Source organism: Roseobacter sp. MH60115 (assembly GCF_015644665.1).
GTDB lineage: Bacteria > Pseudomonadota > Alphaproteobacteria > Rhodobacterales > Rhodobacteraceae > Roseobacter.
Genome location: NZ_JADOBQ010000009.1, coordinates 11,950 through 38,913, shown reverse-complemented (window position 1 = coordinate 38,913; position 26,964 = coordinate 11,950). Strand labels below are relative to the sequence as shown.

The window sequence follows — 26,964 nt, the reverse complement described above, 5'->3', positions numbered from 1 at the left end:
CGCGCAGAAAGCCTTGCCAGCCGATCATTACGGCCTATGCTGCACCGGAACAATGAGGGTGCTGCAGTGCAGAATAATCCGAACACCACGCTTGTCACGGCAAAAGCGCCCATCGCGAATAATACGCATGGCGGGCGCGCGAAATGTCTGCAGCGGTTGGTGCGACTTGATCTGCCGGTGCCGCGCACCGTCGCACTCTCGTTTGATGCGGTGCAGCGGATCGCGCGGGGTGAGCTGCCGGACATCACGGCGATTGTGTCGCAATTCCCCGAAGGTGCCCTGCTCTGCGTGCGCCCCTCGTCGGAGGATCCCGATTGGGGCGGGCCCGGCGCGATGCTCAACATCGGCATGAATGGTGCCCGGTTCGACGCGCTCAAGGGCCGGTTGGGTAAGGATGCCGCGCGGGCGATTTATACGCGGTTTGTGCAGAATTACGCGGTGGATGTGGCGCGGCTCGACCCGGATGTCTTTGAAGATGTGCAGGGCGAAGGGTGTGAGGGGCTGACGGAGTCCTTGCGTGCCTATGAGGCCGAATTGGAAGAGCCGTTCCCCGAGAATCCGGCAGAGCAGCTTGCGGCGGTGCTCAAATCCATGGCGCGGGCGTGGGATGGGACGTCGGCGCGCCTGTTGCGCCAGGCGAAGGGCGCGCCGGCGGATGCCGGGCTGGGCCTTGTTGTGCAGGAAATGGCGCTGGGGCTGGGGCAGGGGGAATGCGGCTCCGGCGTGCTGCAGCTGGTCGATAGCGAGACGGGGCTGCCGCAGATCACAGGTCGCTACCTGAGCCAGAGCCAGGGCCGCGATGCGCTGGAGGGTGATGCAGCGGCGCTTTACCTGGGGCGCGATCCGCGGGGGCCGTCGCTGGAAGAACTGGCGCCCGACGCCTTTGCCGCGCTGAAAACCCATGCGGCCCTGATGCGCCACAAGCTGCGCGAAGAGATGCAGGTGGAATTCGTGATCGAAAACGGCCAGCTCTTTATCCTCGACGGGGTGCGCGTGGCACGGTCCAGCCAGGCCGCCGTGCGGATTGCGGTGCAACTGGCCGAAGACAAGATCATCCCACAGGCCGAGGCCCTGATGCGGGTACAGCCCCGCACGCTGTCGGAATTGCTGCACCGGCAGGTCAGCCCGCTGGCGAAACGCGACGTGATCGGGCGGGGCATTGCGGCGAGCCCGGGGGCCGCCACCGGACAGATCGTCTTTACCGCCGCAGATGCGCAGGCCAGTGCGGCGCGGGGAGACCCGTGCATTCTGGTGCGGCGGGAAACCTCGCCCGAAGACATTCGCGGGATGCACGCTGCCCACGCCGTCCTGACGGAACGGGGCGGGATCACCAGCCACGCCGCCGTGATCGGGCGCGGTATTGGGCTGCCCTGCGTGGTGGGCGCCTCCAATATGCGGTTCAATCGCGGCAAGAAGCAGCTGATCACCAAGGATGGTCGCGTGTTCAATGCCGGTGAGATCATCACTGTTGACGGCTCCAGCGGCGAGGTGCTGGCCGGCGCGCCCGAGATGCGCGAGGCGGCACTTGATGAGAGCTTTCAAAAGCTGATGGATTGGGCGTCGTCCTTCTGCGATATCGGCATTCGGGCCAATGCAGACACGCCTGCCGACGCGCAGACCGCCCGGAACTTCAATGCACAGGGCATCGGTTTGTGTCGCACCGAACATATGTTTTTTGAACCGGGGCGGCTGACGGTCATGCGCGAGATGATTTTTGCGGAGACCTCCGAAGATCGCCGCGCGGTGCTGGAGCGCCTGTTGCCCATGCAGCGGGACGATTTCACACAACTCTTCCGGATCATGAAGGGGCAACCGGTGTGTATCCGGCTGTTCGACCCGCCCTTGCACGAATTCCTTCCGACGGATCGCGCCGGTCAGCGTGAATTGGCCGAAGCGCTCGATCTGCCGCTGTCGCATGTGACGCAGCGCATCGAGGCGATGTCGGAGTACAACCCGATGCTCGGGCTGCGGGGCGTGCGGCTCGGCGTGACGGTGCCGGAAATCTACGAAATGCAGGCCCGCGCGATTTTTGAAGCGACCATTGCCGCCAGCGTCGAAGGGTCGGTGGTGGTGCCGGAGATCATGATCCCGCTGGTGTCGGCACGGCGGGAGGTGGAACTGGTCAAGACCTTCATCGACGCGGTGGCGGCAGCTGTGCGCAATGAAGCGGACCGGGATTTCGACTATCGCCTCGGGGTTATGGTCGAAACGCCACGCGCCGCGCTGCGCACCGCAGATATTGCGCCGCATTGTGCCTTTCTGAGTTTCGGTACGAATGACCTGACCCAGATGGCCTATGGGTTGTCGCGCGACGACGCGGGGCGTTTCATGTCGGATTATGTGCAGCAGGGGGTCTTTCCGGAGGACCCGTTCCATGTGCTGGATACCGAAGGCGTGGGCGAGTTGCTCAAACTTGGGGCAGAAAGAGGGCGGGCAGCACAACCTGATGTTACGCTCTCGATTTGCGGGGAGCACGGGGGTAACCCCGAATCAATTGCCTTCTGCCGAGATGCGGGATTTGATTATGTTTCCTGTTCGCCGTTCCGTGTGCCAGTGGCGCGACTAGCTGCCGCACAGCTTGCGATATCAGACAATATATAGTGTTCTGAACTCTTTGACCGCTATATATTGTGTATTTTGGGGCGGTATTTTGAGCGGTTGCGTGCCGACGTTAACCATCTTTACGAACGTAAACTTTACGTCAACTTTTATTATCTGTAGAGCACGGCCATTGAATTGCCGTTGGGGGACGCGTCGTGCGTGTTATCTGCAAAACGATTTTATCGTTGTCATTAGGGTTGCTTTTGGGCTTTTTCGTGGCCGATCCGAGCCTGGCTCGTCAGGGTGACCGATCTGACAAAACTTCTGAAGCTGACCTGCAGGCCGTGACTGTGCGCCGGATGCAGGAAACCACTCTGAACACGAAAAAACCGGATCCGCTGGAATTCTCGAAGAACTGGGTTGATGCACAGCCCAAGGCGCGAGGCGGTGACGAATTGCAATGTCTGGCCGAGGCGCTTTATTTCGAGGCACGGGGCGAGACGGTCAAAGGTCAGTTTGCCGTGGCCGAGGTGATCCTCAATCGGGTGCAGTCGGACCGTTTTCCAAGCTCGGCTTGCGGTGTGATCAATCAGGGTACGGGCAAAAAGTATCAGTGTCAGTTCACCTATACCTGTGACGGCCACAAAGAGGTCATTTCCGAGCCGCGCGCATATGAACGCGTGTCAAAAGTGGCGCGCGCTGCTTTGGACGGCGCCGCACCCGAGCTGACCGAAGGTGCCACGCATTATCACACGACAGCCGTGAACCCGCGCTGGAGCCGTGTCTATACAAAGACTGCGGCGATCGGTGATCACGTCTTTTACCGGCACACCTGGCGCACGGCGAGCAAGTGACGTTTTCGGGTCTTGGCGCGCCGTTCTGAAGACTGTTAAAGGGCAGGCGTCGTCTATCGTGACGGCTGCTCAAATGTAACAGAAAGCCCGTCAGATGAGTTCCGAGATTAGACTTGCCTTTGCGCATCCTTCCGAACGGTCGGAGGCGACCGCGGATGCCGGCCCGCTGGACCGTATTTCTCTGCGCGACTACATCGTCGAGGTTGAAATCGGCGCTTTTCAGGCCGAACGGGGCGTGACACAGCGCATCTGTTTCAATGTCGTAGTCGAGGTGCAGCCCTTGGATGCGCCTATCGACGACGATGTGGACCGCATTCTCAGCTATGACAAGGTGACCGAAGCGATTGCATTCGAGTTGTCGGACGAGCGGCTCAACCTGCTGGAAACGCTGGCCGAGCGGGTGGCAGAACGTATCCTGCTGGAACCGCAGGCCATGCGCGCGTTTGTGCGGATCGAAAAGCTGGATCGCGGGTCCGGCGCACTTGGGGTCGAAATCGTGCGGGCGCGGCAGGAAACGGCTCCGGCGCGTGTCGAAGAAGGGCCCGCCCCGCAACCGGAACTGGTGTATCTCAGCAATGACGCCATCGCATCGGAACATCTGAAAGGCTGGATCGATCAACTGGAGGCCTGCGGCAAACCCCTGATCTTTTGCGTCGGCGCGTCGGACACCGCCGCTCCGCAGATTGGGCACAAGATGGCGCAGCGTCGGATCGATCTGCTCGCCATCGAGCAGAACGCCTGGGTGCTGGCCTCGAAGGATGACCGCTGCGTGGTCGTAGATACCCGGACAGAACTCGATTGGGCGATGCGCAATGGACAAACTTGCGTTTGGGCGCCGTCGAAAATCGTGTTGGATGCGGTAGATGGCCCCTCCGCTCAGCCGCGCGACGCGGTGGCGCTGGCCGCATGGTTCGCGGCGACCTTCGATGCGGGCGAGATGATCGTGATTGGTGCGGAGCTGCCGCAGGAGGCGTCCGTTCCCCTGCGTGCCATCTCTGCACTGCAAGCTACGCTTTGAACTATGAAAGAGTATTTTCGACCTATTTTTCAGATAGATACAGCGCGACCTTCAACTGCTCTTGAGCTGGCCGGGGGGTGGGGATGGTTCACCGACGTCGAAGTGCTCTCACGCAGTGCTGCGCCCCGCATCGTGCCTGCACGCGATATGGACGTAACCGCCCTTGATGCTCTGACCGCGCCGCGCGCGCCTGTTGCCGGGCTGACCATGAACCGCCCGCGCGTCATGGGCATTCTCAACACCACACCGGACAGCTTTTCCGATGGCGGCAAACACGCCTCCGTCGCGGCCGCCCGTGCCGGTGCCTTGTCGATGGCAGCGGCCGATATTCTGGATGTCGGCGGCGAATCCACTCGGCCGGGCGCCGCCTTTGTGTCCGAAGAGGAAGAGATCGCGCGCACCGCGCCAGCCATTGAAGCCATCCGCGCAGCGGGTGTGTCACAGGTGATTTCGATCGACACCCGAAAGGCTGCCGTGGCCGCCGCCGCGCTGGAGGCCGGCGCCACGTTGGTCAATGATGTGTCCGGTTTTACCTTTGACGCAGGCCTTGCACCACTCTGCGCGGAACGCGGCGCGCCCGTTTGCGTGATGCACGCACAGGGCGACCCGGCCACCATGCAGAAAGACCCGCAGTACGACAATGTACTGCTGGACGTTTATGACTTCCTCGATGATCAGATTACAAAGCTGGTGCGGGCAGGGGTCCAACGGTCGCAGATCATCGCGGACCCGGGCATCGGCTTTGGTAAGACGCTTGATCACAATCTGACCTTGCTGGCGCGGCTATCGCTCTTTCACGGGCTGGGCGTGCCGATTTTGCTGGGGGCCTCGCGCAAACGGTTCATTGGCACGATTGGCAAGGCGGAGGCGGCAGGGGACCGGATGCCCGGGTCGCTGGCGGTTGCGCTCGCGGCGTTGAAACATGGGACACAAATTGTGCGCGTTCATGACGTGCCGGAGACCGTTCAGGCCATTGCACTCTGGCGCGCGAGCGTGGCAGGTTGCGTGCATGGATAAACTCTTTGGAACAGACGGGGTGCGCGGCACCGCCAACACGCATCCGATGACGGCGGAGATGGCCCTACGCATTGGGGCCGCTGTCGGGCGCTATTTCAGCCGGGATGGATCGAGCGTTCACCGGGTGGTGATCGGCAAGGACACGCGGCTGTCGGGCTATATGTTCGAAAATGCGCTGACGGCGGGTCTGACCTCAACCGGGATGAATGTCTTGCTGCTGGGGCCGGTGCCAACGCCGGCTGTTGGTCTTTTGACGCGCTCCATGCGGGCGGACCTCGGGGTGATGATTTCTGCGAGCCACAACCCGGCCATCGACAACGGGATCAAGTTCTTTGGACCCGACGGCTACAAACTGTCCGATCAGATGGAGGCGGAGATCGAGGGCATTATCGCCGATGGTGTCAATTCTGCGGAAGCCTCCGATATCGGGCGCGCAAAGCGGATCGACGACGGGCGTTTCCGCTATATCGAGCGTGTAAAATCTTCTTTTCCTCGCCAGCAGTTACTGGATGGTCTTAAAGTTGTTGTAGACTGCGCCAATGGCGCCGCATATCGCGTCGCACCGGAAGCCCTGTGGGAGCTGGGAGCAACCGTCATTCCGGTGGGTGTGGCGCCCAATGGGCACAACATCAACGATGGCTGTGGCTCTACACATCCGCAGATGGCTGCAGAAACGGTTGTGGCGCATGGCGCGGATGTCGGCATTTGCCTGGACGGCGATGCGGATCGAGTTATCCTGCTCGATGAGCGTGGCAAGGTGGGGGACGGCGATCAATTCATGGCGCTTATGGCGTCACGATGGGCGGCTGAAGGCCGATTGGCCAATGACGCCCTGGTCGCAACCGTCATGTCCAACCTTGGGCTGGAGCATTTTTTGACCGACAAGGGGCTGCGGCTGGAACGCACGGCGGTCGGGGACCGCTACGTGGTAGAGCGCATGCGCACGGGCGGTTTTAACCTCGGTGGCGAGCAATCCGGGCATATCGTGATGTCGGATTATGCCACCACAGGCGATGGCCTGATGGCTGGCCTGCAGTTTCTGGGCGAAATGATGCGCTCCGGACAGCCTGCCAGCGCGCTTCTGGATAACTTTGAGCCGATCCCGCAATTACTTAAGAACGTGCGGTTTTCTGTGGGTCAAACCCCGCTTGAAGTTGAGAATGTAAAAGCAGCAATCACCCAGGCTGAGGCCGATTTGGCCGGGCGGGGGCGCTTGTTGATCCGGAAATCGGGCACGGAACCCCTGGTGCGGGTCATGGCAGAACATGAGGACGCGGATCTGATGGAGCGCGCCGTTGACCGTGTGGTCGAGGCCGTGGCAGACGCCGTCTCTGTCTAGCGAAGGCCCTAGTTTTTTGTAAAAAGCCGTTTGAGCGCGCCGTATTGGCTCAATCCAACGCCAGCCAGGATGAGCACAAGGGCCCACAGCAGCGACGGTGGCAATGGTTCGCCCAGGATCAGGGCGCCGAGAACCACGGACCAGATGGGGACTTGGTAGTTGGTCAGTGACATGAACACCGGTCCCGCCCCGCGCACCACGAGCACGCGCAGCAAATTTGCCGCTGCGGTCGGGATGAGACCCAGCAAAACGACGACGATGATCGTCTTGCGATCCGGCAAGGGGGGTGGCCCCTCCACAATCCAGGCCATCGGCAAGACGATCGTGGCGCCGATCAACAAGAGCACCGTCGACAGTCCGATGGTGTCCACTGGCGGCAAACGGCGCATCAAGATTGAAGATACGGCATAGCAGGACGCCGCCCCGATGCAGGCCATCCTGCCTGCCGGTTCCATTGACGCGCCCGTCGTCTCGAAGGCCTGCGCGCCAATCAGCACGCAGACACCGACGAATCCGATGACGAAGCCCAGACTCTTGCGCAAGGTGAGCGCTTCACCGGGCACCAGAAAATGCGCCAGCGGCAGGACGATCAGGGCGACCGCAGCCATGGACACCCCCGCAAACCCGGAGGTTACGAATTGCTGGCCCCAGGCCAGGAGCATGAAGGGCACCGCAGAGCTAAGCCCTCCGATGACCGTTGCCGCCGCCCAATCGCCGCGTGTCGCCGGGGTGTCGAAGAGGCGAAAACCCAAGCTTGCCCAGATGGCGGTCATGAGCAGGGCGGCAAAGCCGATACGCCCCGCTGCGAGCCAGAAGGGTGTCATCCCTTCCAGCGCGATCTCAGTCACCAGAAACGTGCCCCCCCAGGTGAACCCAAGGATGCCGACCATCAGCCAGCTTTTGAGTGTGATGTCGGGGCGCGCGGTCATAAGGGTATTCCTAAAAAAACGGGGCGAAATTCTCCGCCCCGTTCAAGCTAGCGCATTTGGATCTGAGTATGCTTCGATCCGGATCGAAGGATCAGTTCTTGGCCTTGTCGACCATTTTACCGGCAGAAATCCAGGGCATCATGCCGCGCAGGGTTTCACCGGTGGCTTCGATCTGGTGCTCGTCGTTGATGCGACGTGTGCCTTTAAAGAACGGCTGACCCACGGCGTTTTCCTGCATGAAGTCGCGTACGAATTTACCGGTCTGGATGTCGGTCAGGATCGCTTTCATCCGCGCCTTGGTTTCGTCATAGGGCAGGACGCGCGGGCCGGAGACATATTCACCGTACTCGGCGGTGTTGGAGATCGAATAGTTCATGTTGGCGATACCGCCTTCATAGATCAGGTCGACGATCAGCTTCACCTCGTGCAGGCACTCGAAATAGGCCATTTCGGGGGCATAGCCCGCCTCGACCAGTGTCTCGAAACCCATGCGGATCAGTTCCACGAGGCCACCGCACAGCACGGCCTGTTCGCCAAAGAGGTCGGTTTCGCATTCCTCGCGGAAGTTGGTCTCAATAATGCCGGAGCGACCGCCGCCGATGGCGGAGCAGTAGGAGAGGCCGATTTCCAACGCCTTGCCAGAGCTGTCCTTGTCCACGGCAACCAGGCAGGGCACGCCGCCGCCTTTGGTGTATTCGCCGCGCACGGTGTGGCCGGGGCCTTTGGGGGCCATCATCACAACGTCGATGCCTTCTTTGGGCTCGATCAGGCCGAAGTGCACGTTCAGGCCGTGCGCGAAGGCGATTGCTGCACCTTCGCGGATGTTGTCATGCACGTATTTCTTGTAGGTCTCGGCTTGCAGTTCGTCGGGCATGGTGAACATGATCAGGTCGGCCCAGGCGGCGGCTTCGGCGACGCCCATGACCTTCAGTCCCTCGCCTTCGGCTTTGGCGGCGGAGGGCGAGCCTTCGCGCAGGGCCACGACGAGGTTCTTCGCGCCGCTGTCGCGCAGGTTCAGCGCATGCGCGTGGCCCTGGCTGCCGTAGCCCAGAATGGCCACTTTCATGTCCTTGATCAGGTTCACATCGCAATCGCGATCATAAAAAACGCGCATATCGGCGGTCCTTTGAGTTGATTTGTCCTGCCGCGCACTGTACTGGCCGAGGTGCAGGGAAACAGCTATTCAGGAGCGATGATTTTCATCTTTTTTTGGAAAACTCATTCTTTGAAAGATGAAGTTTCGTAAAAATCATGCTTGACGATGTGGACAGACGGCTCTTGCGCCACTGGCAGTCCGATGCCAGCCTCAGCCCCGCCGAGTTGGCCGAGCGGGTTGGGATTACTTCCGGCAAAGCGGCCCGGCGCCTGACCCGGATGCAGGAGATCGGCGTGATTGAAGGCATCAGCGCCGTGATCGACTGGGCCGCGCTAGGATATGCGGTTGAGGTCTCGCTGCGTATCACGCTGGACAAGACGCAAGCCCGCGCCTTTGACGACTTCATTGAAGCCGCGCGCGCGGTGCCCGAGGTTACCGAAATCCAGACCTTCCTGGGCCGGGTGGACGTGCGGCTGAACATCATCGCCCGCGACATGCCGCATTATCAGGACATCTATCGTCGCCGCGTTCTGACCTTGCCACACATCGCCGATATCGAGGCGTTGATGCAGATCGCGCAGATCAAGGATGAAGAGGCGCTGCCGCTATGATCGATCTGGATGATCTGGACCGGGCCTTGCTGCGCGCCCTGGCGCGGGATGCAACACAAAGTGCAGGTTCCTTGGGGCGCAGGCTGGGCCTGTCGCAACCGGCAACCTGGCGCCGTATCCGAAAGCTGGAGACGGCCGGTATCTTGAGGGGACGGCGGCTTCGGCTGAACGCGGAAAAGCTTGGGTTTGGCGTCACGGTGTTTCTGGGCGTGAAACTGGCGACAAAGGGCAGAGTGAGTCTTGAGGATTTCGAGCGCGCCGTCAGCGCCATTCCCGAAGTGCAGCGGGTGGAGCACATCCTTGGCCTCTATGATTACCGGCTCCGCGTTGTCGCGCGGGACCTGCCGGATTTCGAACGGGTGCTGCGGCGGCGGATCATGACCTTGCCGGGCGTGGGGGAGGTCGAAGCGAATGTGCTGCTCAGCGAAGAGCGGCGCGCGGGCCCGATTGCCTAAGGTCGGCGTCGCGGGTTTCCGATTGGCTGCAGGCCCTGTCCGAAGGCCGCGCTTGTATACCCAAGTAGACTTTGCCAAGCCCTCTGCGACAGGCTAGGTCTGACGCCAGATTAGGGAGATATCATCATGGCTGCACTGCTCGACACGGTTGATCCGATGGGATTGGAAGAATTCTCGGTGGTCTTTACCGACCGGTCGCTGAATTCCATGAGTGCGGCATTCCAACAGGTCATGAACGATATCTCGTCGATGTTGAAAGAGGTCTACGCCGCAGACGCGGTTGCGATCATTCCCGGCGGCGGTACTTACGGCATGGAGGCGGTTGCCCGGCAGTTTGCCCGCAATGCCGAAGTGGTGGTCGTGCGTAACGGTTGGTTCTCCTATCGCTGGAGCCAGATCTTCGAAACCGGCGGCCTGACGGCAAACACGACCGTTCTGAAAGCCCGTCAGACCGGCAATGCAACGCCGTCACCTTTCACGCCTGCCCCGATCGAGGAGGTGGTGCAAACCATTAGCGCGCAGAAACCGGATGTGGTTTTTGCCCCACATGTAGAAACCAGCGCCGGTGTGATCCTGCCGGATGACTACATCGCCGCCATGGCCGCCGCCGCGCATAAGGTTGGCGCGCTGATGGTGTTGGACTGCATCGCCTCAGGCTGCGCCTGGGTGGATATGCGCAAACTGGGTGTCGATGTGCTGATCTCCGCGCCGCAAAAGGGGTGGTCGGCCTCCCCCTCTGCGGGTCTAGTGATGATGTCCGCGCGGGCAGAGGCCCGTCTGGCCGACACCCAATCCGACAGTTTTGCAATCGATCTGGGCAAATGGCACGGCATCATGAAGGCCTATGAAGACGGTGGCCACGCCTATCACGCGACCATGCCGACGGATGCGCTGCGCGCCTTCCGCGACACGATGCTGGAGACAAGGGACTACGGGTTCGACCGCCTGCGCGAGGCGCAGTGGCGGCTGGGGGATTCTGTGCATGCAATGCTGGCGGAAAAGGGCATCGTGTCCGTGGCCGCTGATGGCTATGGCGCGCCCGGCGTTGTGGTCAGCTACACCGGCGATCCGGACATCCAGAACGGCAAGAAATTCGCCGCCGAAGGCATGCAGATTGCCGCCGGGGTGCCGCTGCAATGCGATGAGCCTGCGGATTTCAGAACCTTCCGCCTCGGGCTCTTCGGGTTGGACAAGCTCTATGATGTGGACGGCACGCTTGGTCGCCTGAAACGTGTGATCGATCAGGTGCTCTGAGCGCTGGCGGCTTTCACACCCAGCCCCATCTGCATCAGCGTCTTGCGGACCGGGGCCAGAGAATAAAGCGCATTTAGCCCCGCAGCCCGGGCATCTCGCAGCAGGGGCGCCCGCATCTGGCTGGCACGGTTCAGCAGATCAATCCCCTGAACCCGCAGCGCAATGTCACTGTAGCGGGCCTTGTGATAGGCATCCAGCATCCGGCGGTCACCAAGACCTTCGGGCCGTTCCTGCGCGAGGGACAGCAGTGTTGCGGTATCGGCAAGGCTCATATTCAACCCCTGCGCGCCGATGGGGGGGACAACATGCGCCGCCTCCGCGATCAGCGCCAGACGCTCGCCGGACAGGCGTGTGGCCTGTTGGCTGATGATGGGCCAGATGCTGCGCGGCGAGGCCAGTGTCAACGGGCCAAAAAGATGGCAGCTGCGGTCGGACATCTCGGCCTCAAAGGCGGCCACATCCATGTCATGGCGTGCTTGTGACAACGGCCCATCATCCATCCAGACCACGGCAGAGCAGGGCACGCCCTCTTGATCCGGCAGCGGCACCAGCGTGAAGGGGCCACCCGTCCGGTGAATTTCGGTGGAGACATTCTCATGCGGGATTGGGTGGGTCACCGCAAAGGCAAGCGCCTTTTGCCCGTAGCGGGTGGTGCGCACGTCGATCCCGGCGGCCTGCCGCATTGGTGAATGCCGCCCATCTGCCGCGATCACCAGTCGGGTGCGCAGGCGTGATCCGTCGCTTAGCCCCACGCGGGCTTCGCTTTCGCGGGTAAACAGCGTCTTGGCCCCAAGCCCTGCGTGAAAGCGCACATTCGGGAGTTCGTCCAGGCGGGACATGATCTCCCGACGCAACAGCCAGTTGGGGAAGTTCCAGCCAAAGGGTTGGTCAGACAGATCGGCGGCGTCGAAGTCGCGTGTCAGCCGCGGTTCCGGTTCCACGCCGCCCGCGTCGACGATGCGCATGATCTGAAGGGGGGAGGCATGGGGCTCCAGCTTTTCCCAGAGGCCCGCGGCTTGCAAAACCCTGCGGGCGGGTTGCAGCATCGCGGTTGTGCGCATGTCTGCGCCCTTTGCTGCGCGTTCGGTCACAGGCGGGGCAGGATCGATGCAGATAACGTCGAAACCGGCAGTGCCAAAAGCGGCGGCTGCCGTCAGCCCGGCGATCCCGCCGCCAGAGATAGAGATGTCACATCGTTGATCCGCCATGCGCGTCGCACTCCCACGGTGGCAAACTATGTCCAAGTGGCCACATTGGCCAGTGCCGGTTCAGCCCTTGGTGATCAACAATAGCAGCACAAAGATCACCGGGACCATGGCGACCGCTGGCAGATAGAGACCTGGCAGGCCAAAGGTCAGCGCCGAACTCATCCAGAGGCTGACAAAACCAATCAGCGCAAACCAGACGTTGTTCTTGTCACCAAACAGCAGATCGCGGGCCACCCAGCCCAGCACGGGAATTTTGAAAAACAGCCGTTGCCAGAAGGGCAGGGCGTGGATGTGGGCAGCAGCGGACATATGAGGCTCCTTGATCGGTGTTACGGGGACAAATAGGCGCCAGGGACAGGTTTCACAGAGGCCCGATTGTCGCAGGCCGTTCAGATCAGGCGCGCCAGAAAACCACTCAGGTCATCGGTGTGAAAATGTATGTGCGGGCTCGGCTCGTGCGTTTCTGCGACATGTACCGTGCGCAGACCCATGGCATGGGGCACCTTAAGATTGCGTGCATCATCTTCGAACATCGCAGCATTTTCCGGGATCAGGCCATCGGTGCGGAACACCTTGTCAAAGGCGGCATGATCCGGTTTGGGTTGAAAATCCGCATGTTCGACCCCGTAGATCGCGTCAAAGATACCACCCAGCCCACGCGCCTCCAGCACACGTTCCGCATAGGGCGCGCAGCCGTTGGTGTAGACGATCCGGCGACCGGGCAGCGATTTGATCTGCCCGGCCAGAACCGGATCGGGCGTCAGGCTGTCCATCGGGATGTCATGCACATCGTCGAGGTAGGGGCCGGGGTCCACACCGTGTTCACGCATCAGCCCGGCCAAGGTGGTGCCATGGGTCGCCCAATAGTGCTTGCGCAGGCGGTCCGCCTCGTCGTGGCCGACCTTCAGCGCGTCCATCACGTAGGCGGTCATACGCACTTCGATCAGATCGAAGAGCCGCGCCGAGGGCGGGTAAAGCGTGTGGTCCAGGTCAAAGACCCATGTCTGAACGTCGGTGAAGGCTGCTTTGGGCATGACGCGTTCCTAGAACCTCATGCACCGGCACACAAGGGCGTGGGGTTGCGCGGTACCGCGCTGGGTCGTTAGTGTAGCGAAATGACTTTGAAAAAGGCCGCCGCCATGGGGTTGCAGAAAGCACAGCAGACCGACGCATATTCGATGATCCTCGATGCCATTGATCTGGGCGTTTATCGCCCCGGTGACCGTCTGGTGGAGAGCGAATTGGCGGAGCGGTTTGGCGTGTCCCGCACCCCGATCCGTGAGGCCCTGCAACGGCTGGAGACGCAATCGCTCTTGTCGCGGGACGGGCGTAGCCTGATCGTGGCCTCGCTCGATCACAACCAGATGGCCGAGCTTTACGTGGTGCGGCGCGAGCTGGAGGGGCTGGCCGCGCGTCTTGCCGCCCAGCATGCGACGGATGAAGAGGTGCGCATCCTGCGCGAGATGGTCGAGGCCGACAACGCGCTGACCAACAATCCCGCAGCCCTGGCGCGGGCCAACCGGCGGTTTCACAAGCAGATCCATCTGGCCTCTCACAACCGCTATCTGGTGCAGCAGCTGGATCTTGTGCACCGCACCATGGCCTTGATGGCCACCACGTCCCTGGCCGTGGACGGGCGCGGGGCGATTGCGCAGGCGGAACATGACGCGATCGTCACTGCCATCGAAACCAAGAATGCCGAGGGGGCCGATCAGGCCCTGCGCGAGCACATCTCGGTCGCCTTCATGACCCGGCTGAAACAGGACGCGGCGCGGCGCGAAGAAGAGGCTTAGCCCAGATCGACCTGGTGAGAGACGCCGTGCTGGGTCTTGTCCCAGAAGAACGGGTCGCGCACCATTTCCAGAAGAGCCTTGTAGCTGGCCAGGGCGCCCAGCGTGAAATAGAACATCATGGTGGGCACGAACCCGATCAAATGCCGGTGCGCCCGGCCTGACACGGCATAGACGCTCATCGTCAGGCTCAGGATTTCGGACAGGATGAAGATCCCTATAAAGGTCCAGAGCACCTGAACCCCCAGCGTCAACTCAATTGGATGGGTCACGCCGAAAAGGGTCAACCAGAAGGACCACAGCAACGGGGCGGCGGCAAATTGTGAGAAGGTCGCAAGGAAGATGGTCTGCAGCCCGAGAAACCGTTTGAGGCCAAGATCGCGCAACAGCTGGCGCGGGTGCCGCATGTGCACGAAATAGGTGATCATGAACCCTTTGAGCCAGCGTGAGCGCTGCCGCACCCAGGGCCAGGCGCGGCTGGTCGCCTCCTCATGGGTGACGGTCGGCAGCAGTTCCGTGACATAGCCACGCCGGGCCAGACGCACGCCAAGGTCCGCGTCTTCGGTGACGTTATGCGCATCCCAGCCGCCCAATTCTTCCAACGCCTCGCGGCGGAAAAACAGCGTGGTACCGCCCAAGGGCAGCACCAGTCCCAGTTTGGCGATACCGGGCAGGATCACCCGCCACCAGGTCGCGTATTCGATGGTGAAACAGCGCGACAGCCAGTTCGTGCGTGAATTGTAGTAGTCGAGAACGCCCTGCAGGCAGACGACATTCCTGGGGGCTTCCTTGAACCGCGTCACCACGCGCTCGATCTGATCCGCTTCGGGCCAGTCCTCGGCATCCCAGACGCCGATGATGCTGCCGCGACAGAAATCCAGCGCGTAGTTCAGAGCGCGGGGTTTGGTGGTGAGGCCACCGACACCGGGCACCTCGATCACGCTCATCCAGTCAGGCAACTCCGTGCGGGCGATGGTGTCGCGCGTCGTCTCGTCCCCCTCTTCCAGCACCAGCACCACGTTCAGAAGCGATTTGGGGTAGGTCAGACGGCTGAGCCGCGCAATCAGCTGTCCTGCGATTTCCTTTTCCTTGAGCAAGGGCACCAGGACAGAGACGCGCGGCAGGCGAAACTTTGCAGAGCTGAGATCGTAGTTGACCCGCCCCGGGGCAGGTTTTTGCGCCAGCTGCGCGAAAAAGGCAGCCCCCTTCATTGCCATCGTCATCACGAGCGTCAGCACGGCCCACAGCACCCCGGCTGTGACGGTCCAGGCCGGAGCAAGCAGGAGCAGGGCAGCCAGCACGCTGCAGACGGCAGACGCCCAGAGCGCGCGATGCTGCGTGTGTGTCCCCCAGGTGCGGCAGCTTTCGACCTCGGGAACCCGGGCTTCGGCCTTGCGGGCCAGCTCGTCGCCGTAGAGTCGGCTCAGATGTAACTGGATCTGCAGCTCGTCGACGATCACCGGGAAGAGCGACAAGCCGCGCCGTTTCATGGTTTGACAGAGTGCCGAGAAATCCGCAGGGCTGCTGGTGGCGACGAGGATCCGCAAGCCGTCGCGTTTCCACGGCACCACCCCGTGACGCAGGCAAACTTCGGCGGGCAGGCAGGCGGCCATCTTGGGCTCGGGCGGCTCCAGATCCAGATCGGCGCCGCGGGCATGACACTGTTCGGCCAGGGCACCCAACACATCGTGCTTGCTGAGCAATCCTTCGGACACCATGATTTCGCCCAGCGGCGCATCGATGTGCCCCTGAATCTTCAGCGCATGATCGAGGTCTGTATCCGCGATCTTGCCCCGTTCCACCAGCATTCGGCCAATCGGTTCATACTTAATTGCGGGCGTTGCCAGATCCGGGTCCGGTACCGGGTCGGACACAACCAGCCGCAGGGTGTTCATCTTGAAATGCCTTGCATAAACTCAACGCAGGGCAAGCTGTCAGAACAGGGTTAATGATCTGTTAAATTAACACTTTTCAACCAGAGCGCGTGTTGGCTTTGCTCAGGCTGCGCGATTTGCCATGGCTTTCGCAAAGCGTTCAAAGAGGTAGTAGCTGTCCTGCGGACCGGGGCTGGCCTCGGGGTGGTGCTGCACCGACCAGATCGGGCGGCCATCCACGCGAATGCCGCAGTTCGAGCCGTCAAACAGAGATGTATGGGTTTGGATCACCCCATCGGGCAGGGTCTGGGCATCGACGGCAAACCCGTGGTTCATCGAGGTGATTTCGACCTTGCCGGTGTCGTGATCCTTGACCGGGTGATTGGCGCCGTGGTGGCCGTGGTTCATCTTGATCGTCTGGGCGCCGAGGGCGAGCGCCAGCATCTGGTGGCCGAGGCAGATGCCAAAGACCGGCAGATCAGTCTTGTCCAGCACCGACTGGATCATCGGGACCGCGTAGGCACCGGTGGCCGCCGGATCGCCGGGACCATTGGACAGGAAAACACCGTCCGGCTGATGGGCCATCACGTCTTCATAGCTGGCAGTTGCGGGCAGGACGGTCACATCGCAGCCTGCACTGGCAAGACAGCGCAGGATATTGCGTTTTGCGCCGTAGTCGATCGCCACAACCTTGTACTTCGGGTCTGTTTGCGGCGCGTAGCCTTCCGGCCAGGCCCACCGCATCTCGTTCCAGCGATAGGACTGTGCGCAGGTCACTTCCTTGGCGAGGTCCAGACCTTCAAGCCCGGTGAAAGCCCGGGCTGCGGCCACCAGCGCCGCGACGTCGAAATTGCCTTCGGGGTCGTGGGCGAGGGCCACATGCGGCGCGCCGGATTGGCGGATGGCGCGGGTCAGGCGGCGCGTATCCACCCCGCCGAGCGCGATCCGGCCGCGCGATGACAGCCAGGCGTCCAGATCCTGCACCGCCCGCCAGTTGGAAGGGTCGGTGGGCATCCATTTCACGATCATGCCCTCGGCCACCGGATCGCCGGTTTCATCATCTTCGGGGTTCACCCCCACATTGCCGACATGCGGGAAGGTGAAGGTCACGATCTGGCCCGCGTAGGAGGGGTCGGTCATGATTTCCTGATACCCGGTCATCGCGGTGTTGAAGCACAGCTCTGCCACCGTCTGGCCGGTGGCGCCAAAGCCCATGCCGTAAAAGACGGTGCCATCCGCAAGCGCCAGACAAGCGGTTGGGCGGTCGGACGCAGAAGGCTGCATGGGCGATCCTTTCGGGCGGGCAGGCGGCTTTGAAATCTGGCGATGTCTAGACGCGGGCGCGGGGCGGGTCAAGGGCATCATGGGGCGGAATGGCCGACGGTGTCGTCCAAGAAGTGACGTCGCGGATTGTATTGCGGCGCCGAAGCGCTTTGGATAAGGTCCAAGGCTTACACGCTCCCACGTGGGCCGATGCCCACGCTGCCAGTTGTAGAGGATACACAGCCATGGAATTGCGCGCAAAAGTCTCGGTCGCATTGAAGCAGGCAATGAAGGACAAGGCGGCGGATCGGCTGTCGACCCTGCGTCTGATCAATGCCGCGATCAAGGACAAGGACATCGCCGCGCGGGCGGAAGGCAATGAAGACGGTGTGGGCGAGGCGGAGGTTCTTGCGATCCTTGGCAAAATGTCCAAGCAGCGCCTGGAAAGTGCGCGTGCCTACGAGGAAGGCGGACGGCTCGATCTGGCGGAGCGTGAGCGCTCTGAGATCGACGTGATCGAGGAATTCCTGCCGCAGCAACTCTCTGATGCCGAAGCGGAAAAGGCCGTTTCTGCCGCCGTTGCGGAAGTGGGTGCCGACAGCATTCGCGACATGGGTAAGGTGATGGCGGTGCTGAAATCGAAATACACTGGCCAGATGGATTTTGGCTCTGTCGGTCCTAAGGTAAAAGAGCGCCTAAGCTGAACGCCCCATCCCGGCGGTTTTGCAACTATATGCTATACGTGCTGGGGGGCCTGTCGCCGCCAGGCAATCTGTAGCTCCTCATACAGCGACACACGTTCCTCTTCGCTGAGGAACGCGCCGATCTCCACCTCGCGGCCTTTCCCTTTGAGGGTCACATAGTGCGGTACGGGACCGTCAGATTCGTATTTGGTGATGGTGGTCCAGTAGCGGTTGCAGTCCCATTCCCTCACCGCGCCCGACGGCTCCTTCCGCAGCAGATGCGCCTCCTCTTCATCCAATGTCAGGATTTCGGTGATTTGCCGTGCCCGGTAATTGCGCTGCAACGCATGGTAGATGGCCCAGACTGCCGCCAGCAGAAAGGGCAGGAGACCCCAGAGGATGGGCGATCCAAGCAGCGGCAACGTAGGGATCAGGATCAGTGTGAATGTGGCCAGCACAAATGCCGCCATACCGCGGGCGGGCAGTGAGTTGTGGGGCCAGAGCTTGAGTGTCTGCGGGCTTTCCCCGGGGGCGGATGTCCACTGGTAGGGCATGGGAAAATGATAGCCAGCCTTCGGAAGTGAGGCAATGAGACAGATGGCCTCTCATGCTGTGACAAGTCTCTCGGATGGTGCCTGTATACGGCCTCCTGATCAGTCTGAGAAAGGCATGGACATAGGGGCGTGCGAAACCTGTGTTGCTGACGTGCAGGGGTGCAAAAAAAATGCCGCCGCATGTCGGTGCTCGACGGCGGCGGTCATTGGTTCCAGATCTAGCGTTTCACGCCAAGGGCAGGCGGACGCGCTGGGCAGACAAGGCCTGCCGTTTTCAGATATCGCTATTGTAGGCGGGTTGCTGTGTGTCCGCCTTGTAACCTGTATCCGACACGCCATTGGCGATCTCGGAGCGGTAGGTCTTGAGCAATCCGCGTGTGCCATCCGGGTGGGCTGCGATCTGGCGGAACGTCTGATCGCCACCGGCTTGTGCGCGGTTGTGGGAGCGCAAGAGCAACTCCTGTTCAAACGTCGTCAACTGGCCGGTTGCCTGATAGCCCATGTAGCTCTGATAGTCAGCGATGGCAGAGCGGCTTTGGCGCCCAAGCTGGCCGTCGACGGTTCCCGCATTGAAGCCGAAATAGTTCAGCGATGACTGAATTTGGCGCCCTTCCTGTGTGGCCGGGATTGATGACCGGTAGGTGCGTTTCGTAGTGCTGCGCTGTGCCGGGGCTCGATACACGGGTTGTTGCTGGGCGCGATTGCGGTCCACGTTCTTCTGGATTTGTGATCCGACAACGCCGCCGATGATGGCGCCGGCAATGAAGTCCTTGCCGTCGGCCGCGACCCGGGCAGCGGGGGCGAATGCGATGGCCGCAGCGAGCGCGGCAGATGTCATGCGTGTCGAGAACATGAATCTCTCCTTTTCTGTATCTGGGGAAGATAACGCATGTCCGCGGCTCATGTTCCGGTATTGGGGCTCACAATCGCTCACGAATGGTTTTGAGCGTATACCCGCCGGAATGGCGCAGCTCCATAAGCAAAAAGGCCCCAATCTTTGATCGGGGCCTTTTGAAGGGTTGTGTGACGCGCCGGTCAGTGAGCCGGGTGTTTGTCCCAGTCTTCCTGCTTTGGCAGCTGTTCGAACGTGTGTTCGGGCGGCGGGCTCGGCAGGGTCCATTCCAGCGTGTCCGCGTATTCGTTCCACGGGTTGTTCTCGGTCGCGGGCTTACCCTTGCGCAGGGCGTAGAACATCACGCCGAAGAAGAAGAGGAACGAGGCGAAGCTGATAAAGGCGCCGATGCTCGACCACCAGTTCCAGTACGCAAAGGCATCCGGGTAGTCGATGTAGCGGCGTGGCATGCCCTGACGGCCCAGGAAGTGCTGGGGGAAGAAGGTCAGGTTGGCCCCGATGAAGAAGGCCCAGAAGTGGATCTTGCCTGCAATCTCGGGGTACATCTTGCCGGTCATCTTGGGGAAATAGAAATAGATGCCCGAGAAGATAGCGAAGACCGCACCGAGGCTCATCACATAGTGGAAGTGCGCCACCACGTAGTAAGTATCGTGGTAGTAGCGGTCCACGGCAGCCTGGCTGAGGACGATGCCGGTCACGCCGCCCACGGTGAAGAGAAAGAGGAAGCCAAAGGCCCAGAGCATGGGCGTTTTGAACTCCACGGAGCCGCCCCACATCGTGGCGATCCAGCTAAAGATTTTCACGCCTGTCGGGACCGCGATGACCATCGTGGCCAGCATGAAGTAGGCCTGCTGGTTGAGGCTCATGCCCACGGTGTACATGTGGTGCGCCCAGACCACGAAGCCCAGAGCACCGATGGCGATTAGCGCCCAGACCATCGGCAGGTAGCCGAAGATCGGCTTGCGCGAGAAGGTCGCGATCACGTGGCTGATGATGCCGAAACCGGGCAGGATCACGATGTACACTTCCGGGTGACCGAAGAACCACAGGATGTGCTGATAGAGCACCGGGTCGCCGCCGCCCGCGGGGTCAAAGAAGGTGAAGCCGAAGTTGCGATCCATCAGCAGCATGGTGATGGCACCCGCCAGAACGGGCAGGGACAGCAAGATCAACCAGCTTGTGACGAAGATCGACCAGGAGAACAGCGGCACCTTGAAGAGCGTCATACCCGGCGCCCGCATGTTCAGGAAGGTGGTGATCATGTTGATCGCACCCAGGATCGAGGAGGCACCGGAAACGTGCACCGCGAAGATCGCAAGGTCCATCGAGAAGCCGCCCTCAAGCGTCGAAAGCGGTGGGTAGAGCACCCAGCCCACGCCCGAACCCGACTGGTCGTTGCCACCCGGTGCGAGCACCGAGCAGACCGCCAGCGTTGTCCCGGCCACGTAGAGCCAGAAGCTGAGGTTGTTCATACGCGGGAAGGCCATATCGGGCGCACCGATCTGCAAGGGCATGAAATAGTTGCCAAAGCCGCCAAAAAGGGCCGGGATCACGACGAAGAACATCATCAGGATGCCGTGGCCGGTGATCAGTACGTTCCACAGGTGCCCGTTGGGGGTACACTCCGCCGAAGAGGCGAAGAGGCGCGCGCCCTCCTGACACATGTACTGAACGCCCGGATCCATCAGCTCCAACCGCATGTAGACGGTGAAGGCGACCGAGATGAAGCCTGCGAGGGCAGAGACGATCAGGTAGAGAATCCCGATATCTTTGTGATTTGTGGACATGAACCAACGGGTGAAAAACCCGCGTTCGTCATGGTGTTCGTGGCCATGGACGGCTGCGTCTGCCATGCTCGTGCCTCCTGCATTGGTGTTAGCCGTTACCGGACCGTTCCCGGGCCCGGCGACAGAGTCCCGGCTGTTTTAGAGGGAGTTGCCCGCAGGAGCAATGTCCGTCTTTGACGCAGGCTAAGAAAATTTCGTGGCCGATCCGGTGGTTGTCGGCGCGGCCCGTTCTTGCTGAACAGGTTGTGTTCAATTGAATCTATCACCGGAAATTTTTACGCCAGCTTAACACTCCTGATCCACGATCCATTCAGGAGTTTCTCCCCGACGGGTGGGTGTCTGAGTGGAAGTCAGTCAAAAAATGCAGGTGATATCACCACAACGCGCTGAAAAGACGCCGGTTTTTGCCGACGCAAGGCAACTTGTATTCTGGGAAAAGATGGCGAACCTGGTGCCGGGTGTCATCTATATCTTCAACCAAAAAACCATGTCGAACGAGTATGCGAACCGTTCCGTGACCGAATTTCTGGGCTATTCGCCGGAAGAAGTCGTTCAAATGGGAACCAATCTGCTGACATCTGTCGTGGTGGATGAGGACCAGCCGGGACTGTTCGGGCATCTTGAAGCGCTTGGCAAGCTACCGGACGGGGCCGAGGCGTCTCATGAATATCGTGTGCGTGCGAAGGATGGGCAAATCCGCTGGCTGCGCAGCATCGACAGTGTAATTGAGAAGAGCGCTGATGGCGACGTGGTGCGGCATATCGGTATTGCGCTGGACATCACCTCGCAGAAAGCTGCGGAAACCCGTCTCAGGGAGATCAACGACGATCTTGAGGCGCGGGTCAGGGCCCGCACGGCCGAGTTGGAGGTGCTCAACAGTGAACTTGGCACCTGCATGGCGAAACGTACGGCGGAGTTGAACGACATCAACCGCGACCTCAAGGATCTGACCTACGTGGCGACCCATGACCTTAAGGGGCCGATCAACAACATGAGCAGCCTGACGCATATGCTAAGCGAGGCTGAACCGCTTTTGCCGCCGGAACATGTGGAAACCCTGGGCTGGATGCGGGATGTTTGTCATCAGGCGAGTGAAAAGCTTGATGCGCTGATCTGTGTTGCCCAGGCGCATTCCGGCAACATACCGGACTTTGAGCGCGTGGATCTCGCGGAGGTAACCGAAAGCGCCCTGGTCAATCTGCATTTCCAGATCAGCAAGGCGCGCGCTGTCATAAAGACGGATTTTGCCGCGGATACGGTGTGGTTTGTCTCGCGCGAAATGGAGAATATTCTGCAGTCGATGATCGGCAATGCGATCAAATATCACGAATCTGGTCGGCGACCGCGTGTCAATATTTTGTCCGAACGACTTTCCGGAAACGTGGAGATTTCCATCCGCGACAATGGCACGGGGCTGGATTTGTCAAAGGATATGGACAAGGTCTTTGGGCTCTTCAAGCGGGCGCATAACACGCCGGAAGGTGCGGGCGTATCGCTCTACTCGATCCGCCGTATACTGGAGCGGGTTGGCGGATCAATCGATGTGACCAGCAAACCGGGGCGTGGCAGCTGTTTCACACTGCGTTTTCCGGAGCCTGGAGCCCTGTCATGACGCAGGTAACATCTCTCCAAAGGGTCCTGCTGGTCGATGATGACAAGGTCACCAACCTGATGCATGGCCGGTTGATCGAGCACACCGGGTTGATCGAGGAGATCGACGTGGTGACGGATGGTGTCGCGGCGCTGGAGTACCTTAACGCAAAGGATGCCGCCGGTGATCCGCTGCCGGAACTGATCCTGCTCGACATTAACATGCCGCGCATGGATGGGTTTGAATTTTTGGAAAACTATGCGGCCCTGCCCGAGCAGATACGCAATGCGAGCACATTGATCATCATGCTCTCCACTTCTGTTCTGCGCGCTGATCATGATCGCGCGGAGGCGGATCCCAATGTCTTCGCCTTTGTTAACAAACCCGTCAAAAGCGATGACATCGTAAGGTTTGTGGAGGCGTATCAGGAGCGTCTGGCCGGATAGGTCGACCGCTGGTTACCTCTGTATCAGAGCGACGCACCCGGTGTCGCCTGAATGAACGGCGCATCGACGGGGGTGTCTCCGAAAACCTTCGAAAAACCGTGACGCAGCGCGATATCCACATCGGGTAAACCCACGGGCAGTCCGAGATCGACCAGGCTTGTGACGCCGTGTTCGCGAATCCCGCAGGGCACGATCCCGTCAAAATGGCTCAAGTCAGGCTCTACATTGATCGAGATTCCGTGAAAACTGATCCATTTCCGCAACCGGATGCCGATGGCGGCGATTTTGTCTTCGGCGACAGTCCCGTCCGATTGGCGCGGTTTTTCCGGTCGCTCGACCCACGCGCCGACGCGCCCTTCGCGGACGCCACCGGTGACATTGAATGCCGCAAGCGTCGCGATCACCCATGCTTCGAGGGCCTGGACAAAACGGCGAACATCGCGCCCGCGCGCGCCTACGTCGAGCATTACATAGGCGACCCGCTGGCCCGGCCCGTGATAGGTGTACTGGCCGCCGCGGCGTGTGTGGTAGACGGGGAAGCGATCTGGGTCGGTCAGATCTTCCGGTTTGGCGCTGGTTCCGGCTGAATAGAGGGGCGGATGCTCGACAAGCCAAATGCATTCGGCGGCCTCGCCCCGCGCGATGGCGTCCGCACGCGCTTCCATCCATGCTTCCGCGGCGCGGTAGTCCGTCAGCCCTTCGGTCAAAATCCACTCTACCATGGTCATGCCCTACCTCAGTCAGTAACTGAAGCAAAGCCCGCTCAGGCCGCGGCGTTTTCGGCCTGCATCCTGCGTGCGTTGGGTGCTTAGGGCGGTGTATACTGTGCTCTTTGAGCGGATCCGCTCCATCAGACACCGTTGTGCGCATGCGTGAACTGCTGCGGCTTGTCCAAAATGCTCCTGGTCACAAACGGATTGCGCGCGCCAGTTGCTGGAATCTCGCAGCCTCCGTCGCATCCAGCTCGACGTTCCGCATCACCGGCGCCAGCACGCTATTCAAAAGTTCAAATCCGATTTGAAGACTGTGCGAAGGGAGTGCCGTGACATGCAATCCCCAGCTCAGTTTATGTCGGCGGCGCTTGATGTTTCCCTGAGGTGTGATGGTCGTTGTGCTGATGATGTCGGTTCTGGCGGTAAATCGTCATGTGTGACCAGTGGCGCAATCGACACCACTCTGGCAGCCCATCAGCTTGTGGCGTAGCGAATTCTATTTTGCTCCAGCATCGATCGTTGCAGGAAAGTTTAGTCAAAATGGCTCTTCACAAGGGGGCGTAGGCAGGCTAAAGACGCAATCGTTCCCAAGCGTGCGGATGTGGCGGAATGGTAGACGCGCAGCGTTGAGGTCGCTGTGGGGTAACACCCGTGGAAGTTCGAGTCTTCTCATCCGCACCATTTTGACATTTGAGCATGTCGATCCCCCTTAACACTTTGAACGGAAACGCTAATTCTAGGGTTCTAACTCCCTCGAAACGGTCGTATTGGATGCGGTCGGAGAAGGCCAATTTGAGGACCAGTCGGCGTAAGGTGATGTCGCCTAAGTCCCAGATTCTAAAGGGGTTTGCGAGGAAGGTCAGGACTGGTTCTAGTTTTTCTTCAAAGCGGCCTTTGGGTTTGGTTATATTGGCCATTTCCTGTGTGAGTTTGGTCTTTTCACGCTCCAGCATGTCGATCTTTTCTTCACAGCGAGAAATAACGGAGCGCTTGCTTACCGCGCTGATCGTGTCGAGCAATCGGTCGATTTCTTTTTCGAGCGATGCAGTCTTGCGCTTTGTTGCCCGCAGAACCTCCTGAGCCTGCTCCTGCTTGGCCTGCCAGATATGGCGGAACATGGCGCTGGTAGCAGCCATAAGACCCGCTGTGGGTTGCAGTGACTTGATCAGCTGCCAACCTCACCCTCTATCTTGTCGCGCTTGATCGATTTACCGTAGTGGTCACATCCTTTCGTCTGGCACAGGTAATAATGATACTGACCGCCATTGCCTTTGGTGATGGAGGAGCGCAAAGGCACGGTGCAGCACGCACAGGTCGCGATACCGCGCAGGGCGAAGTGATCGCCGATGTTTTTACGTTTAGGTGCCTTTGCCGTGCCATTGCGGCGCTCCTGGACTTTGTCGAAGACGTCTAGCGACACCAACGGTTCGTGCTGGGCCCTAAGCCAGTTGAGGTCATAGACTTCCGAGCAGATGTGCCCGGTGTAGACGGGTTGTGTCAGGATATCCGTCACGCGTTGCTGCGTGAGCTTGCCTTTCCTCTTGTTCAGCAAGTCAGGGAACCCCTCCAGGAAGCGCTTCACTTCCGCCTGGGATGCAAAACGACCTGAGGCGTATCCTTCGAAGGCTTCGCGGATGATCCCATCGGCAGGTGCATCTGGGACCAGCATTTTGCCCCTGCCGCTTTTGGTCTCGTAGCGATATCCTAGGAAGGGAGTTTTTGCGGTTGCAGTCCACATGGCGGACATTGCCGGACTACATAACGTTGCCCGGCGAACGAAAGCCAGTAAAGGGCCTACGGGGATTGATTGTCGTAACAGGCGGTGCCCGGGTTGGTGATCAGCAATCAAGAGTTAGTTCGAAAGTACCCGAAAAATCCATCTCGTAGAGAATTGGGGGAAAGCCGGGAATGGTCAAATGGTGGTTCGACAAGCTGATGTACTCGCCTAGGATTCTATTGCCTGACAACACCATTGCTGCCTTTATGAACATGTCCCCTACAACGTCACCTTCCATTTCCGATGATCCGCCGAACAGCTCCGGCATCATCGTACCTCGAGATACACTAAAGTCCTTGAGTGACTCGAAGATAGTCGGCGATGCAGGGTCCGTCGAAATAAACTGATCAGCCGTCGCGAATGAAGCTTCTGTTATTCCCAAGATCGCCATGGCTTCGTGATTGTGGACGGTCGCACCTTCGAATTGGACATGGGCTGAAATTCTCCCATTCTCGCCGCGCTCTGCGACGCCGCCGGAAACCTTCAGCTCGAACGCGGTTTTCATCAACTCCAACTGTCTGTCCGTTTCCGCAAGCTGTGGAACGCTCTGCCTGGCCATTTCCGTGCAATCCTGGCCCCCCGCGACTATCCTGTAAGCGTAATCTGCCAAGAGATAGCGACCGGAACGGATACCGACCGAAGATCCTAACCCATCGGCGAGTTTCAATCCCAAATCATGCGAGATATGACAGTTCTTTGCCAAATTATGGGGCGATAGGATGTTCTCGATTTGGTGGATGCGCTGATTGATTTCGTTGATCGGAACGTCGATCAATGGAACAGCATCCGCACCGGACAGCGTTTCAAATACCTGCAAGACGCTTCCGTTACAAAGTACAAAATAGTTAGCCCCGACTTGCGCGTGCGCGGCATATGAATGCGCCTGCTCGACCTCCTTCGATGTAATTGAGATTGAGCCAGCTTTGGCTTCAACAATAAAGCTCCCACGCGCGCCCTTGATGCCCGCGCGGTAGTCGGGAAAGCCTAGCGGTAAATCCTTCTTCGACCTGCGCCCGACATGTACGTAAGGGTAATCAAGTTTCTCTTCGAGGTTCAAATACACGTCGTCCGTGTCGGGATACCCAAGATGACGAATGAGTGGGTCCAGTATGTGAAAACGGATTTCCGTTTCGTTATAGCTGGGAGCTGCGTTAACAGCTGCATCGGCGATTATCTGCATTGTGGCACCGCATCTTGTGTTTCGTGGGCTGCCTACCACAAGCAAAGTTCAATCACGAGTCGTATCCCCGGCGTGGTACGTCTAGATTTTCAGCCTGGACCTCCTCCCCGCCTAGGTTGTGGGATTTAAAC

The 26,964-nt window shown here is 60.1% G+C and carries 25 protein-coding genes and 1 tRNA gene; 13 read left to right on the top strand and 13 right to left on the bottom strand.

Annotation, left to right across the window (positions count from 1 at the left end; all coding sequences use genetic code 11):
- The first annotated feature begins 36 nt into the window (after positions 1–36).
- The 5 genes from ISX84_RS20865 (at position 37) to glmM (ending at position 6,769) form a co-directional block, all read left to right on the top strand.
- Entirely contained in the window at positions 37–2,601 is a 2,565-nt protein-coding gene (locus tag ISX84_RS20865) for a putative PEP-binding protein (RefSeq protein WP_195822349.1), read from the top strand.
- Between the two features lie 215 nt (positions 2,602–2,816).
- Positions 2,817–3,395: a cell wall hydrolase gene (locus ISX84_RS20860; RefSeq protein ID WP_299961683.1), complete on the top strand. Its 579-nt coding sequence runs from the start codon at positions 2,817–2,819 to the stop codon at positions 3,393–3,395.
- A gap of 94 nt (positions 3,396–3,489) precedes the next feature.
- Positions 3,490–4,413, top strand: coding sequence for a dihydroneopterin aldolase (locus tag ISX84_RS20855; RefSeq protein ID WP_195822347.1), 924 nt, complete (start codon positions 3,490–3,492; stop codon positions 4,411–4,413).
- A gap of 3 nt (positions 4,414–4,416) precedes the next feature.
- The gene (gene folP, locus ISX84_RS20850) at positions 4,417–5,430 is read left to right on the top strand and encodes a dihydropteroate synthase (RefSeq protein ID WP_195822346.1); all 1,014 of its coding nucleotides are present in this window, start codon (positions 4,417–4,419) and stop codon (positions 5,428–5,430) included.
- Complete coding sequence (glmM, locus tag ISX84_RS20845; protein ID WP_195822345.1) at positions 5,423–6,769, top strand: phosphoglucosamine mutase; 1,347 nt, start codon at positions 5,423–5,425, stop codon at positions 6,767–6,769. The genes folP and glmM overlap by 8 nt, the downstream gene beginning before the upstream one ends.
- Before the next feature lie 8 nt (positions 6,770–6,777).
- Here the strand turns inward: glmM and ISX84_RS20840 are convergent, their stop codons facing one another.
- Positions 6,778–7,698: a DMT family transporter gene (locus tag ISX84_RS20840; protein WP_195822344.1), complete on the bottom strand. Its 921-nt coding sequence runs from the start codon at positions 7,696–7,698 to the stop codon at positions 6,778–6,780.
- Positions 7,699–7,789: 91 nt separating this feature from the next.
- Complete coding sequence (gene ilvC / locus ISX84_RS20835) at positions 7,790–8,812, bottom strand: ketol-acid reductoisomerase (protein ID WP_195822343.1); 1,023 nt, start codon at positions 8,810–8,812, stop codon at positions 7,790–7,792.
- A 137-nt stretch (positions 8,813–8,949) separates the two neighbouring features.
- On the opposite strand from ilvC, the gene ISX84_RS20830 reads away from it, so the two are divergent.
- The 3 genes from ISX84_RS20830 to ISX84_RS20820 all read left to right on the top strand — a co-directional run bounded on the left by ISX84_RS20830 (position 8,950) and on the right by ISX84_RS20820 (position 11,114).
- Complete coding sequence (locus tag ISX84_RS20830; protein ID WP_195822342.1) at positions 8,950–9,405, top strand: Lrp/AsnC family transcriptional regulator; 456 nt, start codon at positions 8,950–8,952, stop codon at positions 9,403–9,405.
- Positions 9,402–9,860: an Lrp/AsnC family transcriptional regulator gene (locus ISX84_RS20825; RefSeq protein WP_195822341.1), complete on the top strand. Its 459-nt coding sequence runs from the start codon at positions 9,402–9,404 to the stop codon at positions 9,858–9,860. The genes ISX84_RS20830 and ISX84_RS20825 overlap by 4 nt, the downstream gene beginning before the upstream one ends.
- Positions 9,861–9,986: 126 nt before the next feature.
- Entirely contained in the window at positions 9,987–11,114 is a 1,128-nt protein-coding gene (locus ISX84_RS20820) for an aminotransferase class V-fold PLP-dependent enzyme (RefSeq protein ID WP_195822340.1), read from the top strand.
- On the opposite strand, the gene ISX84_RS20815 is transcribed toward ISX84_RS20820, so the two are convergent.
- The 3 genes from ISX84_RS20815 to ISX84_RS20805 all read right to left on the bottom strand — a co-directional run bounded on the left by ISX84_RS20815 (position 11,102) and on the right by ISX84_RS20805 (position 13,356).
- Positions 11,102–12,322: a UbiH/UbiF family hydroxylase gene (locus ISX84_RS20815; RefSeq protein WP_195822339.1), complete on the bottom strand. Its 1,221-nt coding sequence runs from the start codon at positions 12,320–12,322 to the stop codon at positions 11,102–11,104. The two genes, ISX84_RS20820 and ISX84_RS20815, sit on opposite strands and share 13 nt — an antisense overlap.
- Before the next feature lie 60 nt (positions 12,323–12,382).
- Positions 12,383–12,631 (bottom strand): hypothetical protein, encoded by a 249-nt coding sequence (locus ISX84_RS20810; RefSeq protein ID WP_195822338.1) that lies wholly within the window; start codon positions 12,629–12,631, stop codon positions 12,383–12,385.
- A gap of 80 nt (positions 12,632–12,711) precedes the next feature.
- The gene (locus ISX84_RS20805) at positions 12,712–13,356 is read right to left on the bottom strand and encodes a pyrimidine 5'-nucleotidase (RefSeq protein WP_195822337.1); all 645 of its coding nucleotides are present in this window, start codon (positions 13,354–13,356) and stop codon (positions 12,712–12,714) included.
- An 81-nt stretch (positions 13,357–13,437) separates the two neighbouring features.
- On the opposite strand from ISX84_RS20805, the gene ISX84_RS20800 reads away from it, so the two are divergent.
- The gene (locus tag ISX84_RS20800) at positions 13,438–14,115 is read left to right on the top strand and encodes a GntR family transcriptional regulator (protein WP_412071547.1); all 678 of its coding nucleotides are present in this window, start codon (positions 13,438–13,440) and stop codon (positions 14,113–14,115) included.
- Here the strand turns inward: ISX84_RS20800 and ISX84_RS20795 are convergent.
- Both ISX84_RS20795 and carA read right to left on the bottom strand, forming a co-directional pair.
- Positions 14,112–16,007, bottom strand: coding sequence for a glycosyltransferase family 2 protein (locus ISX84_RS20795; protein ID WP_195822336.1), 1,896 nt, complete (start codon positions 16,005–16,007; stop codon positions 14,112–14,114). The genes ISX84_RS20800 and ISX84_RS20795 overlap by 4 nt on opposite strands.
- 102 nt (positions 16,008–16,109) lie before the next feature.
- Positions 16,110–17,270, bottom strand: a complete 1,161-nt coding sequence (carA, locus tag ISX84_RS20790) for a glutamine-hydrolyzing carbamoyl-phosphate synthase small subunit (protein ID WP_195822335.1) — start codon at positions 17,268–17,270, stop codon at positions 16,110–16,112.
- Positions 17,271–17,494: 224 nt separating this feature from the next.
- Here carA and ISX84_RS20785 point away from each other — a divergent pair, with 224 nt between their 5' ends.
- Entirely contained in the window at positions 17,495–17,953 is a 459-nt protein-coding gene (locus tag ISX84_RS20785; RefSeq protein ID WP_195822334.1) for a GatB/YqeY domain-containing protein, read from the top strand.
- A 32-nt stretch (positions 17,954–17,985) separates the two neighbouring features.
- On the opposite strand, the gene ISX84_RS20780 is transcribed toward ISX84_RS20785, so the two are convergent.
- The 3 genes from ISX84_RS20780 to ctaD all read right to left on the bottom strand — a co-directional run bounded on the left by ISX84_RS20780 (position 17,986) and on the right by ctaD (position 21,192).
- Positions 17,986–18,486 (bottom strand): DUF2244 domain-containing protein, encoded by a 501-nt coding sequence (locus tag ISX84_RS20780; RefSeq protein ID WP_195822333.1) that lies wholly within the window; start codon positions 18,484–18,486, stop codon positions 17,986–17,988.
- A gap of 274 nt (positions 18,487–18,760) precedes the next feature.
- Positions 18,761–19,339 carry a peptidoglycan-binding domain-containing protein gene (locus ISX84_RS20775; protein WP_195822332.1) on the bottom strand — a complete coding sequence of 193 codons (579 nt, stop codon included), beginning with the start codon at positions 19,337–19,339 and terminating at the stop codon, positions 18,761–18,763.
- 182 nt (positions 19,340–19,521) lie between these two features.
- Positions 19,522–21,192, bottom strand: coding sequence for a cytochrome c oxidase subunit I (gene ctaD / locus ISX84_RS20770; protein ID WP_195822331.1), 1,671 nt, complete (start codon positions 21,190–21,192; stop codon positions 19,522–19,524).
- A 295-nt stretch (positions 21,193–21,487) separates the two neighbouring features.
- Between ctaD and ISX84_RS20765 the strand changes: the two genes are divergently transcribed.
- Complete coding sequence (locus ISX84_RS20765) at positions 21,488–22,738, top strand: sensor histidine kinase (protein WP_195822330.1); 1,251 nt, start codon at positions 21,488–21,490, stop codon at positions 22,736–22,738.
- Positions 22,735–23,163, top strand: coding sequence for a response regulator (locus tag ISX84_RS20760; protein WP_195822329.1), 429 nt, complete (start codon positions 22,735–22,737; stop codon positions 23,161–23,163). The genes ISX84_RS20765 and ISX84_RS20760 overlap by 4 nt, the downstream gene beginning before the upstream one ends.
- 23 nt (positions 23,164–23,186) lie before the next feature.
- Here the strand turns inward: ISX84_RS20760 and lipB are convergent, their stop codons facing one another.
- Positions 23,187–23,885 (bottom strand): lipoyl(octanoyl) transferase LipB, encoded by a 699-nt coding sequence (gene lipB / locus ISX84_RS20755; RefSeq protein ID WP_195822411.1) that lies wholly within the window; start codon positions 23,883–23,885, stop codon positions 23,187–23,189.
- A gap of 586 nt (positions 23,886–24,471) precedes the next feature.
- Here lipB and ISX84_RS20750 point away from each other — a divergent pair.
- A tRNA-Leu gene (locus ISX84_RS20750) sits at positions 24,472–24,557 on the top strand.
- A 484-nt stretch (positions 24,558–25,041) separates the two neighbouring features.
- On the opposite strand, the gene ISX84_RS20745 is transcribed toward ISX84_RS20750, so the two are convergent.
- Complete coding sequence (locus ISX84_RS20745) at positions 25,042–25,623, bottom strand: recombinase family protein (protein WP_195822328.1); 582 nt, start codon at positions 25,621–25,623, stop codon at positions 25,042–25,044.
- Between the two features lie 91 nt (positions 25,624–25,714).
- Positions 25,715–26,833, bottom strand: coding sequence for a type I restriction enzyme HsdR N-terminal domain-containing protein (locus tag ISX84_RS20740; RefSeq protein ID WP_195822327.1), 1,119 nt, complete (start codon positions 26,831–26,833; stop codon positions 25,715–25,717).
- Positions 26,834–26,964: the final 131 nt, after the last annotated feature.